We start from the raw sequence: 12,993 nt of genomic DNA, 5'->3' as shown, positions 1-12,993 counted from the left end.
ATTTCAATGTCCTCCGGTGCCGAGGTAAGCCTCGATCACCTTCTCGTTCTTCTGCACGTCGTAGGGCGTGCCTTCGGCGATCTGCTTGCCGTAGTCGAGCACGGTGACGCGGTCGCACAGGCCCATGATGAGCTTGACGTCGTGTTCGATGATCAGGATGGTGCGGTCGTCCTTGCGGATGCGGTCGATCAGTTCGCGCAGCAGCACCTTCTCGGTGGAGTTCATGCCGGCGGCGGGCTCGTCGAGCGCGATGAGCTGTGGGTCGGTGGCCAATGCGCGCGCAATTTCGAGGCGGCGCTGGTCGCCGTACGAGAGCGTGCGCGCCTTGTAGTCGGCAAACTTGCCGATGCCCACGTAGTCGAGCAGCTCCTGTGCGCGGTCGGCAATGGCTTTTTCCTCGGCCTTGAACGAACGCGTGCGCAGCATGGCGCCGAACACGCCCGAATGGGTGCGGATGTGGCGGCCGACCATGACGTTCTCGAGCGCCGTCATTTCGGAGAACAGGCGAATGTTCTGGAAGGTGCGCGCAATGCCGGCCTTAGCCACTTCATGCACGGCCGTGGGCTGGTAGGGCTTGCCGGCCAATTCGAAGCTGCCGCTGTCGGGCGTGTAGAGCCCGGTGATCACATTGAAGAACGTGGTCTTGCCGGCGCCGTTGGGGCCGATCAGGCCATAGACCTGGCCGCGCTTGATGGTGATGCCGACGTCGGAAAGCGCCTGCAGGCCGCCGAAGCGCTTCGAAATTCCGCGAACGTCGAGGATGGTGTCTGTCGTCATGTTGATTGCTTCCTTCGGCTCACGGATTGATCGACATGGGACGCGAAGCCGCACCGGGCAATTCGTCGGCGGGTGTATCGATGCCGGGCGCATGAGTCTGGAGCGAGCCCGGGGCCACAGGAGCATCCGGGGCCACGCCCTTGCGCTGCAAGGTCTTGCCATGCTCGGGCGAAGGCCAGAGGCCGCGCGGGCGCATCAGCATGATGACGATCATGGCCAGCGCAATGAAGAGCTGGCGCAGGATGGACGCGTCGAGGCGGCCGTCGGTCATGGCTTGGAGCGGGCCGGCCACATAGCGCAGCACTTCGGGCAAGGCGGCCAGCAGCACGGCGCCGAGGATCACGCCCGGCAGGTGGCCGATGCCGCCCAGCACCACCATGGCGACGATCATCACCGACTCCATGAGGCTGAACGATTCGGGCGACACGAAGCCCTGGAAGGCCGCGAACATGGCACCCGACACGCCGCCGAAGCTCGCGCCCATGCCGAAGGCCAGCAGCTTCATGTTGCGGGTGTTGATGCCCATGGCCTTAGCGGCGATTTCGTCTTCGCGGATGGCCATCCAGGCGCGGCCGATGCGGGAGATCTGCAGGCGGTGCGAAATGATGATCGTGGCGATCACCAGCGCAAGGAACAGGTAGTAGTAGAGCGTGACCGACGAGATCGTGAAGCCGTCGAACTTCCATGCCTTGCCGAGGTCGAGCCCCCAGAACTTGATGGAGTCGATGGCGGTGATGCCCTTGGGTCCGTTGGTGATGTTGATCGGCTGGTCGAGGTTGTTCAGGAACACCCGGATGATTTCGCCGAAGCCGAGCGTCACGATGGCCAGGTAGTCGCCGCGCAGCTTGAGCGTGGGCGCACCGAGCATCACGCCGAGCACCCCCGCCACCACCAATGCCAGCGGTACCACGATGAGCAGCGAGGTGTGCAGCCCGTTCGGGAACATGGCCTTGAACCACGGGAAGGTGTCCGAAAGGTGCGACGAGCCCATGAGCGCGAAGAGGTACGCGCCCACGGCAAAGAAGGCGACGTAGCCCAGGTCGAGCAGGCCGGCGTAGCCGACGACGATGTTCAGGCCGAGCGCGAGCATCACGTAGAGCAACGCGATGTCGGCGATGCGCACCCAGGCATTGCCCTGGCTTTGCAGGAAGATCGGCAGTGCGAGCACCGCGACGACGCCGAGGATGTAGAGAGCGAGGTTCTTGCTGTTCTTCATGGTGTGCTGCTCCTCAGGCCCGATCCGCCACACGCTCGCCGAGCAGGCCCGAGGGCCGCAGCGTGAGCATGACGATCAACACGATGAAAGCGAAGATGTCGCTGTAGTTGCTGCCGAGCACGCCACCGGTGATCGCACCGATGTAGCCGGAGCCGATGGCTTCGATCAACCCGAGCAGGATGCCGCCGACCACCGCGCCGGCCAGGTTGCCGATGCCGCCGAACACTGCCGCGGTGAAGGCCTTGAGGCCGGGCAGGAAGCCCATGGCGTGCTGCGCAATGCCGTAGTTCGAGGCGTACATCACTCCGGCAATGGCCGCGAGCACGGCGCCGATGATGAACGTGGCCGAAATGACCATGTCGGGCCGGATGCCCATGAGCGCCGCGACGCGCGGGTTCTCGGCGGTGGCGCGCATGGCGCGGCCGAGCTTGGTGTAGTTGACCAGCCACATCAGCACCACGAGCGAGAACGCCGTGACGCTCAGGATCATGACCTGCGTGGGCGAGATCACCGCGCCGCCCACCTCGATGGGCGTGGTGGACAGCAGGTTGGGATACGCCTTGTTGGTGGGCTTCCAGATGATCATTGCCAGCGTCTGCAGCAGGATCGACATGCCGATGGCAGTGATGAGCGGCGCGAGCTTGGGGCTGTTGCGAAGGGGACGGTAGGCGACCTTCTCGATCACGAAGTTGAGCGTGGCGGCCACCACGCACGCAATGACCAGCGAGATGATGAGGATCAACCATCCGGGCGTGCCGGGCATCGATTCCTGCATGAGCCCGATGATGGTCCAGCTCGTAAGCGCCCCCACCATCAGCACCTCGCCGTGCGCAAAGTTGATCAGATTGATGATGCCGTACACCATTGTGTAGCCCAAGGCTATCAAGGCATACATGCTGCCGAGGACCAGACCGTTGATGATCTGCTGCAGCAATATTTCCATAACGCGTTCCTATTTATTGCACCGTTGCAGGGTGCCATTCACCCACCGTGGCACCGGTTTGGCACCTTGGCTTGATAAGCAAAAAACCAGCCAACATGTGTCGCTGGCTGATTTGTGGGCGGGATTGTAAGCACGCGCCAGCGCCGATTTGGTGCGCGCTCACCGGGGTTTACCCGCTCAAGTCATGCTATATGTAAGTGAAGCCATGCATCGCACGCACGCAAGCGTGCATGCGGCACCTTACTCGTCGCGCTGGCTGTTGAGGCGTCGAAGCTCGCGCAGTTTTTCTGCTATGCGGATCTCGAGTCCGCGTTCCACGGGCTGGTAGAAAACTTGGCCCTCGAGGCCTTCGGGCAGGTAGCGCTCGCCGGCGGCAAAACCGCCCTCCTCGTCGTGCGCGTAGCGGTAGCCCTTGCCGTAGTCGAGCTCCTTCATGAGCTTGGTGGGCGCGTTGCGCAGGTGCATGGGCACCGGACGCGTGCTGTCTTTCTTGATGAGCGCGCGCACGGCGTTGTAGGCGGTGTACACGGCGTTCGACTTGGGCGCCATGGCCAGGTAGATCACGCACTCGGCCAGCGCAAGCTCGCCCTCCGGCGTGCCGAGCCGCTCATAGACCTCGGCCGCGTCGAGCGCCAGCCGCAGCGCGCGCGGATCGGCCAGGCCGATGTCCTCGCTGGCCATGCGCACCAGCCGCCGCGCCATGTAGCGCGGGTCGGCGCCGCCATCGAGCATGCGCACGAACCAGTAGAGCGAGGCGTCGGGGTCGCTGCCGCGCACCGACTTGTGCAGCGCGCTGATGGTGTCGTAGAACTGCTCGCCGCCCTTGTCGTAGCGCCGCATGCGCTCGCCAAGCACGCGCAGCAGCCATTCGTCGGTGATGTTGTCGAGCTTCTCGGCCTTGGCCGCTACGGCCAGCGTTTCGAGCGTGTTGAGCAGGCGCCGCGCATCGCCGTCGGCATAGGCGACGAGCCGGTCGACGGCCGCGCCTTCGATGGCGGGCACGGCCTGGATGGCCTGCGCCTTGGCCACGATCTGCTTGAGATCGGCCTCGGTGAGCGGTTGCAGCACATACACCGCCGCCCGCGAAAGCAGGGCCGAGTTGACCTCGAACGATGGGTTTTCGGTGGTGGCGCCGATGAAGGTGAAAAGCCCCGACTCCACATGCGGCAGGAACGCGTCCTGCTGGCTCTTGTTGAACCGGTGCACCTCGTCGACGAAAACGATGGTGCGCCGCTGCTCCAGGCCGTCGCGCGCCGCGGTGGCGCGTTCCACCGCCTCGCGGATGTCTTTCACGCCGCCAAGCACGGCGCTGATGCTGAGGAACTGCGCATCGAAGGCATCGGCCATGAGACGCGCAATGGTCGTCTTGCCTGTGCCCGGCGGCCCCCAGAGGATGCAGGAATGCGGCTGGCCCGATTCGAAGGCAATGCGCAGCGGCATGCCCGGCCCCAGCAGATGCTGCTGGCCGATCACCTCGCCCAGCGTCTTCGGACGCAGGCGCTCGGCAAGGGGTTGATGCGAACTGGTGGCCAAACCTGCCTGTCTGTCTGATCTGCTATTGCTTGATGACGTCGGCACCGGCCGGCGCCTTGAATTCGAACACGCTGGCATTGAGCGCCGGGTTCACTTCGACCTTGCTGAACTTGAGCACCGAGCGCTGTCCAAAGCTGTCGAGAATTTCAAGCGCCGCCAGGGAATCGCCCTGGAAACCGACCAGCACATTCTGCAACTGGCCGTCCTTGTTCTTGGGCGTGGCCTTCACCCACTGCAGGCCGTCGCGCTCCGGCGCGGCCTCGAGCGTGAAATCGGCCTGCAGCGCGCGCACGTCCGGGGCCGCGGCAATCAAAGCGGCCGGCGTGGAGCCCAGCGCCTGCGACTGCGCACGCTGCGTCACCTGGTTCAGGTCGGCGTCGTACAGCCAGAGCGTCTTGCCGTCGGCCACGATGACCTGGGCGAATGGCTTCTGATAGTCGAACTTGAATTTACCGGGGCGCTGGAATTCGAAAGTGCCGTTCGATGTCTTGACGCGGCCCGGCTGCCCTTCGCGCGGCGGCGCGGTAACGGTCTGGGTGAACTCGGCGCGGCCCGACTTGACCGTCTTCACGAAGGCTTCGAGGCTCTCCAGGCCACCGGCCCAGGCGTTGGCGGATGAGAGAAGGCCGATCAACAGCCAATGACGAAATTTCAATTTGGATTCCTCGGAAAAGCAGTGGCGTTGAAGCGACCTTACCCCGCCACGCATTGCGGCATGTGCGGGGTTTGATGAAGTTTTGCAACGTTATTGCAGCTTTTGCAACGTGCCTGTCGGCGCGGGACGCCTGGGCTCGCAGGTGTTTGCCGGCTATTCCGCGCGTGCCGGCACCAGGATTTCGCGTTGCCCGCTGCCGCTCATGGCACTCACCAGGCCCGCCTTTTCCATGTCTTCGACCAGCCGCGCCGCGCGGTTGTAGCCGATCTTCAGGTGGCGCTGCACCAGCGAAATGCTGGCCTTGCGGTTCTTGAGCACCACCTCCACGGCCTGGTCGTACATCGGGTCCTTCTCGGCGTCGCCGCCCTCGCCCAGCATGTCGCCGTCGCCGTCGACCGTGCCGCCTTCGAGCACGCCTTCGATGTAGTCGGGCTCGCCCTGGCTCTTGAGGTAGGCCACCACGCGGTGCACTTCTTCGTCGCTCACGAACGCGCCGTGCACGCGGATCGGCAGGCCGGTGCCGCTGGGCATGTAGAGCATGTCGCCCATGCCGAGCAGCGCTTCGGCGCCCATCTGGTCGAGGATGGTGCGGCTGTCGATCTTGCTCGACACCTGGAATGCGATGCGGGTCGGAATGTTGGCCTTGATGAGGCCGGTGATCACGTCGACGCTGGGCCGCTGCGTGGCAAGAATCAGGTGAATGCCGGCGGCGCGCGCCTTCTGCGCCAGGCGGGCGATGAGCTCTTCGATCTTCTTGCCGACCACCATCATCAGGTCGGCCAGTTCGTCGATCACGACGACGATGTGCGGCTCGCGCTTGAGCGGCTCGGGATCGTCGGGCGTGAGGCTGAACGGGTTGTAGATGAACTCTTCACGCGCCTTGGCTTCGTCGATCTTGGCGTTGTAGCCGGCCAGGTTGCGCACGCCCAGCTTGCTCATGAGCTTGTAACGACGCTCCATTTCGGCCACGCACCAGTTCAGCCCGTGCGCGGCTTGGCGCATGTCGGTGACCACGGGGGCCAGCAGGTGCGGAATGCCTTCGTAGACCGACATTTCGAGCATCTTCGGGTCGATCATGAGCAGGCGAACGTCGCGCGCCTCGGCCTTGTAGAGCAGCGACAGGATCATGGCGTTGATACCCACCGACTTGCCCGAACCCGTGGTACCGGCCACCAGCACGTGCGGCATCTTTGCAAGATCGGCCACCACGGGGTTGCCGATGATGTCCTTGCCCAGGCCCATCGTGAGGAACGACTTGCCTTCGTTGTAGACCTGCGAGCCCAGGATTTCGCTGAGCTTGATCGACTGGCGCTTGGCGTTCGGCAACTCGAGCGCCATGTAGTTCTTGCCCGGAATGGTTTCGACCACGCGGATCGACACCAGCGAGAGCGAGCGCGCAAGGTCCTTGGCAAGGCCGACGATCTGCGAGCCCTTGACGCCGGTGGCAGGCTCGATTTCGTAGCGCGTGATCACGGGGCCCGGCGAGGCCAGTACCACCCGCACCTCGACGCCGAAGTCCTTGAGCTTCTTCTCGATCATGCGCGAGGTCATCTCGAGCGTGTCGGGAGAAACCGTTTCCTGGCGCGCCTGCGCGGCGTCGAGCAGGTCGACCTGCGGCAGCTTGCTGTCGGGCAGTTCCTTGAAGAGCGGCTTCTGTCGTTCCTTGACGACGCGGTCGCTCCTGGGCACTTCGGTCATCGCGGGTTCGATCTGCACCGGCGGAGAGGGCACCCTTCGCTTGGGGCGCGGCTCGATGCGCAGCTCTTCGTCGTCGTCGGCGCCCATCGGCTCGACGGCACCACCCGGTTCACGCGAGAACACGGGCTCCTCGGCTTCCGCGCGTTCGCGGGCGGCCTGCTTGCCCATGGCAATGTCGGCCGCCAGTTCGCGCTTTTCGCGGCGCGATTCAAACAGCGAGTAGGCCCGTGCGCCGATTCGTTCGGCGATCAGGCTCCACGAGAAACGGAACACCAGCGCCGAGCCGATCACGCCGGCAGCAATGGCCACCAGCGCGGAGCCTGTGAAGCCGAGCCAGCGAACGCTTGCGGGCCCGACGAGATAGCCGAGCGCGCCGCCGCCTGAACCCGGCAAATACGATTCGAGCCGGTACAGGCGCGACCACTCCAGCGTGGTGCTTGCACAGAGCAGCAACACAAGGCCGAACCAGAACGCCAGCCGGCTGCGGTTGAACCGGCCGCGCACCGGCTGCTCGGCTGGCGCGGCCTCGCCTCCGCGAAGCCAGTTGGCCAGGGAAGACAGCCAGGCCCGGAGTCCCGCGGCCAGGCACCACCAGACCGAATAGCCAGCCAGGAAATAGCTGCCGTCCGCCAGCCATGCGCCGATGCGGCCCGCCCAATTCTTGATTTCTCCTCCGGTGCCGGAGGTCGACCAGGCTGCATCTGAAGGCGTGAAGCTCAGCATGGCAAGCAGCCAGAACAGCAACGCGGCAAATCCCGCGATCAGCGTGATTTCGTGGGCGAAGCGCATGGCGCGAACGCGCACGGGTTGCCCCTCGGTAGCCGAAGAAGATTGAAGCGTATTGAGCGAATAGGTCATGAAAAACACAGCACCCAGCGCTCGGAAGCGGCGGCTGGAGGCCTGAACACTACAACAAAAGGACTTGGCCGCCAGGAGCGCCAGTGACGGCTCAAGTCAGCGACAGGAGCCGTTCCTTGACGAGCATGGAGCCGTCGTCCTGCGTCTGCACGAATCCGCGCTCTTCCAGGTCCTTCATCACGCGGCTCACCATCTCACGCGAGGCACCGACCATTTTCGCAAGGTCCTGGCGGGATATCTTGTCGCGCACCTTGAGGTTACCCGCGCCGTCGTCGATGGCGAACTCGAGCAGCGAGCGTGCCACGCGGCCATACACATCCATGAGCGCGAGCGACTCGATCTTGCGATCCGCATGGCGCAGGCGCTGCACGAGCCCGCGCATGATGTTGTAGGCCATGGAGGAGTTTTCGGGCAGGCAGCGCGCAAACGCATCCCGGCCGAGCATGAGAACGTCGCACTGGATTTCGGTGCGCACCGTGGCCGAATGCGGCTCGTCGTCGATCAGGCTCATTTCACCGATGTAGTCGCCGGGGTGCAGTGTCGCAAGAATCACTTCGCGGCCGCGGCTATCGGCGCTGGTGACGCGCGCCCGGCCGGTCAGGATGATGTAGAGCGCATCGGACTTCTTGCCCTGCTCCACAATGATTTCCGCTCGCTTGAGACGCTTCTTGACAATCGCATCCGCAATGCTCGACGACTGAGAGGACGTCAGCGAGGCAAACAGCGGAACGCGCCGCAGCAATTCAAGATTGGACAGCATCGACATTTATCAATCCCTGATATGGCGCGTGGGGAGCCCGTCCGCCGGCAAGCCGATGGATTACTACAATCGCGCGCATTGAAAACACCGTGCACCCGGTGTTGAACCGAGCGGTGATACTCCACATATATCGCTACCACCCTGAAAATGTACACGCTGAAGCAGCGCAAATCCTAGGTTTTCTACTTATGCCCGCACCCCAACACGCCAAGGTTTTGATTCTGGGCTCCGGCCCTGCCGGCTATACCGCCGCTGTTTATGCAGCCCGCGCGAACCTCCAGCCTTTGCTGATTACCGGCATTGCCCAAGGCGGACAATTGATGACAACCACCGAGGTCGACAATTGGCCAGCCGACGTGCACGGCGTGCAAGGCCCCGAGCTGATGCAGCGCTTTCTCGAACACGCGGAGCGCTTCAAGACACAAATCGTTTTCGATCACATTAACAAAGTCGATCTAAGCAGGCGTCCTTTTACATTAGCGGGCGACAGCGGCACTTACACCTGCGATTCCTTGATCATTGCCACGGGCGCCTCGGCCAAGTATCTGGGGCTCGATTCGGAACAGAAATTCATGGGCCGCGGCGTTTCGGCCTGCGCAACTTGCGATGGATTTTTCTACCGCGAGCAGGAAGTCTGCGTGATCGGCGGAGGCAATACGGCCGTTGAAGAAGCGCTGTATCTCGCCAACATCGCAAACAAGGTCACGCTGGTTCATCGCCGCGATAAATTTCGCGCAGAGCCCATCCTGATCGACAAGGTCAAGGAGAAGGTGGCCGAAGGCAAGATCGTGCTGAAGCTGCACAACGAACTCGACCAGGTGCTGGGCGACGACACCGGCGTGACAGGCATCCAGATCAAGAACACCCAGACCGGCGAAACCGAGCAGATCGACCTCAAGGGCTGCTTCATCGCCATCGGGCACCACCCCAACACTGACATTTTCCAGGGACAACTGGAAATGAAGGACAACTACATCCTGACCCGCTCCGGCCTGCAGGGCTTTGCAACGATGACCAGCATTCCGGGCGTTTTTGCCGCTGGCGACGTGCAGGACAACGTGTACCGCCAGGCCATCACGAGCGCTGGCACCGGCTGCATGGCCGCGCTGGACGCCCAGCGCTTCCTTGAGCAGGACGGCACGCTCTGACCCGAGCTGCCACAAAAGGGCTATAATCCAAGGCTTTGCCGAAATGAGGCCGCTCTTGTGGTGGCCTTCAGCGTTCGGGCAAGCCGGGGTACCGCCACCCGTTTCTGGCGAGGTCAAGCTGCAAAACACCTGCAATCTCCACGGTTGCGCCGGTGCCAGCTGTTCAAGAAAGAGTGTCCTCATGGCACGCGTATGCGACGTAACGGGCAAAGGCCCGATGGTCGGAAACAATGTTTCCCACGCCAACAACAAAACCAAGCGCCGGTTCCTGCCGAACCTGCAATACCGCCGTTTCTGGGTCGAAACCGAAAACCGCTGGGTTCGCCTGCGTGTTTCGAGCGCCGCGCTGCGCCTGATCGACAAGAACGGCATCGACGCCGTGCTCGCAGACCTGCGCGCACGCGGCCAAGCTTAAGGAGCTAAATCATGGCAACGAGCAAAGGCGGACGCGAAAAGATCAAGCTGGAATCCACCGCGGGTACCGGCCACTTCTACACGACCAGCAAGAACAAGAAGACGATGCCTGAAAAGATGTCGATCATGAAGTTCGACCCCAAGGCGCGCAAGCACGTCGAATACAAGGAAATCAAGCTGAAGTAATTCAGCGCTGGTTCCACCAACAAGAAACCCCGCCGGGCTTGCCCAGCGGGGTTTTTTGTTGCCCGCTTCATTCTCGCTTCCCTGGGCGCAGAAAACGGGCGTAAAAAAGCCGGCTCGAAGCCGGCTTTTTTATGAGGAGCGCGGTTCCCCGCCTCTTCTGATCGATCAGGCTCGTGCAGCGCGCAGACGCGTCGAGAACTCGCGCAGGCCGGCAATGCCGCTGGCTTCGGCACGATGGCACCAGGCAGCCAGGTCGGCGGCCAGTTGCTCGCGCGAGTGCGAAGTGTTGAGCCAGAGCTGGCGCAGCTCTTCGCGCATCGTGACCATCTTGTCGATCACCGGGTGGGCAGCGCGCGCCTGCACCAGGTGCGTGCGGGCCGACGCCGGCACCTTGTCGTCGTCGCGATGCAGCCAGTTCTTGGCCGCCTTGAGCACCGAGATGTCGCCGCCCTTGGTCTTGAGCGCAATCAGCTCGGCCTTGGTCACGCGGCGCATTTCGCGGGCGTAGCCGGCCATGACTTCGTAGCGATTCGCAATGACGGCCTCGAGCGTCTTTTCGTTGGCCACGGGCTGGATGTCGCCCATCTGCATCTTCGGCGGCACCTTTTTGACCTTGGCCCAGCCGATCGCCTGCATCATCTGGATGTAGACCCAGCCGATGTCGAATTCGTACTTCTTGACCGAAAACTTGGCCGACGTGGGATACGTGTGGTGGTTGTTGTGCAGCTCTTCACCGCCAATGATCAGGCCCCAGGGCGAGACATTGCGGCTGGCGTCGGGTGCCTCGAAGTTGCGGTAGCCCCAGTAGTGGCCAATGCCGTTGATGATGCCGGCGGCGGTGATGGGAATCCACAGCATCTGCACGGCCCAGACGGTCAGGCCCAGCGCGCCGAAGAGCGCCAGGTTGATGACCAGCATGAGGCCCACGCCTTGCCAGCTGTAGCGGGTGTACAGGTTGCGTTCGATCCAGTCGTCGGGCGTGCCGTGACCGTAGCGGTCCATCGTTTCCTTGTTCTTCGACTCGGCGCGATACAACTCGGCGCCGCGCCAGAGGACTTCGTCGATGCCCTTGACCTGCGGGCTGTGCGGGTCTTCCTCGGATTCGCACTTGGCGTGGTGCTTGCGGTGAATGGCCACCCATTCCTTGGTGACCATGCCGGTGCCCAGCCAGAGCCACAAACGGAAGAAGTGCGAGGGGATCGGCCCCAGGTCCATGGCCCGGTGCGTCTGCGTACGGTGCAGGAAGATGGTGACCGCGGCGATCGTGATGTGCGTGGTGACGAGCGTGTACAACACGATCTGCCACCATGTCAGGTCCCACAAGCCGTGACCGAGCCACTGGAGGGCCGCGCTCAAAACGGCAGAGTCAGGAATCAACATTGAATTAAGTACTCCATGGCCACACGAAGGTGCAGCCTTCAGTTAACCCACGATTTTAAGGTGGCAAGGCCAAAATGAGGCCTTTTACCCTTCCTTAATAGCGCAGATTTACCCTACTTTGGAGTGCCGAGCCTATTTGCGGTTCCACACCGCCGCAAAGAAACCGTCCGTGGCGTGGCGGTGGGGCCATAGCCGCAGGTAGCGCCGTCCGTCCTCGCCGCCGGCGCAAAGGGCCTCGAAGCCCTCTACCTTCAGGCCCTGCAGCAGTTCCGCCGCGTCCTGGGGCACGAAATCGGGGTTGGCGGCGCTGAAAGCCTCGGCAATGGCCTCGTTTTCCTCCGGCAGCACGCTGCAGGTGGCATAAATGAGACGCCCGCCCGATTTCAGAAGGCGTGCCGCGCTCTGCAGGATGGCCGCCTGCTTGACCGTCAGCTCCTCGACCGACTTAGCCGATTGGCGCCATTTCAGGTCGGGATTGCGGCGCAGTGTTCCCAGGCCCGAACACGGGGCGTCGACCAGCACCCGGTCGATCTTGCCAGCCAGGCGCTTGATGCGGTCGTCGCGCTCATGCGCAATGGCGGCCGGATGAACGTTCGAAAGCTTGCTGCGCGCCAGCCGCGGCTTGAGCGCATCGAGCCGGTGCGCCGACGTATCGAAGGCATAGAGCCGGCCGGTGTTGCGCATGGTTGCGCCAACCGCCAGCGTCTTGCCGCCGGCGCCGGCACAGAAGTCGACCACCATCTCGCCTCGCTTCGCGTCCAGCAGCAGCGCCAGCAACTGGGAACCCTCGTCCTGCACCTCGACGGCGCCTCGGGCGAACGCGTCCAGCTTGGTCAGCGCCGGCTTGCCGTCGATGCGCAAGCCCCACGGCGAGAACGGCGTTACTTCGGATTTGATAGCAGCCTTGGCAAGCTCCGCCTTGACTTCGGCGCGTTTGTCGGTGAGTGCATTGACCCGGAGATCGAGCGGCGCGGGCTGCTGCAGGCTTTCGACCATCGGCCAGAAACCGTCGCCCAATTGCGCCTTGAGCGGCGCGACCAGCCACTCGGGGAGATTGTGGCGATGGCGTTCCAGCAGGTCTTCGGGCTTGACGGCTTCGCAGTTGTCGAGCCAGCGCTTTTCGGTGTCGTTGAGCGCGCTCTTCAGAAAGTCGCGCGGGCCATGAAAGCCGAGGATCGCCATGCGGCGCTCCTTGGAGCCGCTGCCCGAGGGCGACAGGTGGTCGAACAGGAGCTTCTTGCGCAACACGGTGTAGACCGTCTCGGCAAGCGTGGCGCGCTCTCGGGGGCCGAACTCGCGGTGGTCGCGAAAAAATCGCGAAACGACCTGGTCGGCCGGGTGATCGAATTTCAGGACAAGGCCGACCAGATCGGCGGTGGCCTCCAACAGGGCTTTGGGGTGCATACCCCGATTGTCTCAGCCGGA

General features: G+C 63.3%; 12 protein-coding genes. 3 read left to right on the top strand and 9 right to left on the bottom strand.

From position 1 onward, the window contains the following. Window positions 1–3 precede the first annotated feature (3 nt). The 7 genes from EJI00_RS01290 to EJI00_RS01260 all read right to left on the bottom strand — a co-directional run bounded on the left by EJI00_RS01290 (window position 4) and on the right by EJI00_RS01260 (window position 8,446). Complete coding sequence (locus EJI00_RS01290; protein ID WP_124957304.1) at window positions 4–777, bottom strand: ABC transporter ATP-binding protein; 774 nt, start codon at window positions 775–777, stop codon at window positions 4–6. Between the two features lie 19 nt (window positions 778–796). Then, the gene (locus tag EJI00_RS01285) at window positions 797–1,993 is read right to left on the bottom strand and encodes an ABC transporter permease subunit (RefSeq protein WP_126745653.1); all 1,197 of its coding nucleotides are present in this window, start codon (window positions 1,991–1,993) and stop codon (window positions 797–799) included. Window positions 1,994–2,006: 13 nt separating this feature from the next. Then, window positions 2,007–2,936, bottom strand: coding sequence for a branched-chain amino acid ABC transporter permease (locus EJI00_RS01280; RefSeq protein ID WP_126745652.1), 930 nt, complete (start codon window positions 2,934–2,936; stop codon window positions 2,007–2,009). A gap of 240 nt (window positions 2,937–3,176) precedes the next feature. Next, a complete protein-coding gene (locus EJI00_RS01275; protein ID WP_126745651.1) occupies window positions 3,177–4,469 on the bottom strand; it encodes a replication-associated recombination protein A in 1,293 nt (430 codons plus the stop codon). A 22-nt stretch (window positions 4,470–4,491) separates the two neighbouring features. Further along, window positions 4,492–5,124, bottom strand: a complete 633-nt coding sequence (gene lolA / locus EJI00_RS01270) for an outer membrane lipoprotein chaperone LolA (protein ID WP_126745650.1) — start codon at window positions 5,122–5,124, stop codon at window positions 4,492–4,494. 153 nt (window positions 5,125–5,277) lie between these two features. Beyond that, complete coding sequence (locus tag EJI00_RS01265) at window positions 5,278–7,680, bottom strand: DNA translocase FtsK (RefSeq protein WP_126745649.1); 2,403 nt, start codon at window positions 7,678–7,680, stop codon at window positions 5,278–5,280. A gap of 91 nt (window positions 7,681–7,771) precedes the next feature. Then, the gene (locus EJI00_RS01260; protein ID WP_126745648.1) at window positions 7,772–8,446 is read right to left on the bottom strand and encodes a Crp/Fnr family transcriptional regulator; all 675 of its coding nucleotides are present in this window, start codon (window positions 8,444–8,446) and stop codon (window positions 7,772–7,774) included. Window positions 8,447–8,628: 182 nt separating this feature from the next. Between EJI00_RS01260 and trxB the strand changes: the two genes are divergently transcribed. The 3 genes from trxB to rpmG all read left to right on the top strand — a co-directional run bounded on the left by trxB (window position 8,629) and on the right by rpmG (window position 10,188). Continuing rightward, complete coding sequence (trxB, locus tag EJI00_RS01255; RefSeq protein ID WP_126745647.1) at window positions 8,629–9,588, top strand: thioredoxin-disulfide reductase; 960 nt, start codon at window positions 8,629–8,631, stop codon at window positions 9,586–9,588. Between the two features lie 181 nt (window positions 9,589–9,769). Beyond that, window positions 9,770–10,003 carry a 50S ribosomal protein L28 gene (gene rpmB / locus EJI00_RS01250; protein WP_007830293.1) on the top strand — a complete coding sequence of 78 codons (234 nt, stop codon included), beginning with the start codon at window positions 9,770–9,772 and terminating at the stop codon, window positions 10,001–10,003. Window positions 10,004–10,014: 11 nt separating this feature from the next. Next, the gene (gene rpmG / locus EJI00_RS01245) at window positions 10,015–10,188 is read left to right on the top strand and encodes a 50S ribosomal protein L33 (RefSeq protein ID WP_007830291.1); all 174 of its coding nucleotides are present in this window, start codon (window positions 10,015–10,017) and stop codon (window positions 10,186–10,188) included. A gap of 165 nt (window positions 10,189–10,353) precedes the next feature. On the opposite strand, the gene EJI00_RS01240 is transcribed toward rpmG, so the two are convergent. Both EJI00_RS01240 and EJI00_RS01235 read right to left on the bottom strand, forming a co-directional pair. Beyond that, window positions 10,354–11,568, bottom strand: coding sequence for a fatty acid desaturase (locus EJI00_RS01240; protein ID WP_126745646.1), 1,215 nt, complete (start codon window positions 11,566–11,568; stop codon window positions 10,354–10,356). 132 nt (window positions 11,569–11,700) lie between these two features. Beyond that, window positions 11,701–12,972, bottom strand: a complete 1,272-nt coding sequence (locus tag EJI00_RS01235; protein WP_126745645.1) for an RsmB/NOP family class I SAM-dependent RNA methyltransferase — start codon at window positions 12,970–12,972, stop codon at window positions 11,701–11,703. Between the last annotated feature and the right edge of the window lie 21 nt (window positions 12,973–12,993).

Source organism: Variovorax sp. DXTD-1 (genome assembly GCF_003984625.1).
Classification (GTDB): Bacteria; Pseudomonadota; Gammaproteobacteria; order Burkholderiales; family Burkholderiaceae_C; genus Variovorax.
This window is presented reverse-complemented; position numbering and strand designations above follow the sequence as displayed.

What these genes read in the sequence shown, in the direction of transcription:
- EJI00_RS01290 (WP_124957304.1), bottom strand. Translation starts at nt 777, where the DNA reads ATGACGACAGACACCATCCTCGACGTTCGCGGAATTTCGAAGCGCTTC.
- EJI00_RS01285 (WP_126745653.1), bottom strand. Translation starts at nt 1,993, where the DNA reads ATGAAGAACAGCAAGAACCTCGCTCTCTACATCCTCGGCGTCGTCGCG.
- EJI00_RS01280 (WP_126745652.1), bottom strand. Translation starts at nt 2,936, where the DNA reads ATGGAAATATTGCTGCAGCAGATCATCAACGGTCTGGTCCTCGGCAGC.
- EJI00_RS01265 (WP_126745649.1), bottom strand. Translation starts at nt 7,680, where the DNA reads ATGACCTATTCGCTCAATACGCTTCAATCTTCTTCGGCTACCGAGGGG.
- EJI00_RS01260 (WP_126745648.1), bottom strand. Translation starts at nt 8,446, where the DNA reads ATGTCGATGCTGTCCAATCTTGAATTGCTGCGGCGCGTTCCGCTGTTT.
- trxB (WP_126745647.1), top strand. Translation starts at nt 8,629, where the DNA reads ATGCCCGCACCCCAACACGCCAAGGTTTTGATTCTGGGCTCCGGCCCT.
- rpmB (WP_007830293.1), top strand. Translation starts at nt 9,770, where the DNA reads ATGGCACGCGTATGCGACGTAACGGGCAAAGGCCCGATGGTCGGAAAC.
- rpmG (WP_007830291.1), top strand. Translation starts at nt 10,015, where the DNA reads ATGGCAACGAGCAAAGGCGGACGCGAAAAGATCAAGCTGGAATCCACC.
- EJI00_RS01240 (WP_126745646.1), bottom strand. Translation starts at nt 11,568, where the DNA reads ATGTTGATTCCTGACTCTGCCGTTTTGAGCGCGGCCCTCCAGTGGCTC.
- EJI00_RS01235 (WP_126745645.1), bottom strand. Translation starts at nt 12,972, where the DNA reads ATGCACCCCAAAGCCCTGTTGGAGGCCACCGCCGATCTGGTCGGCCTT.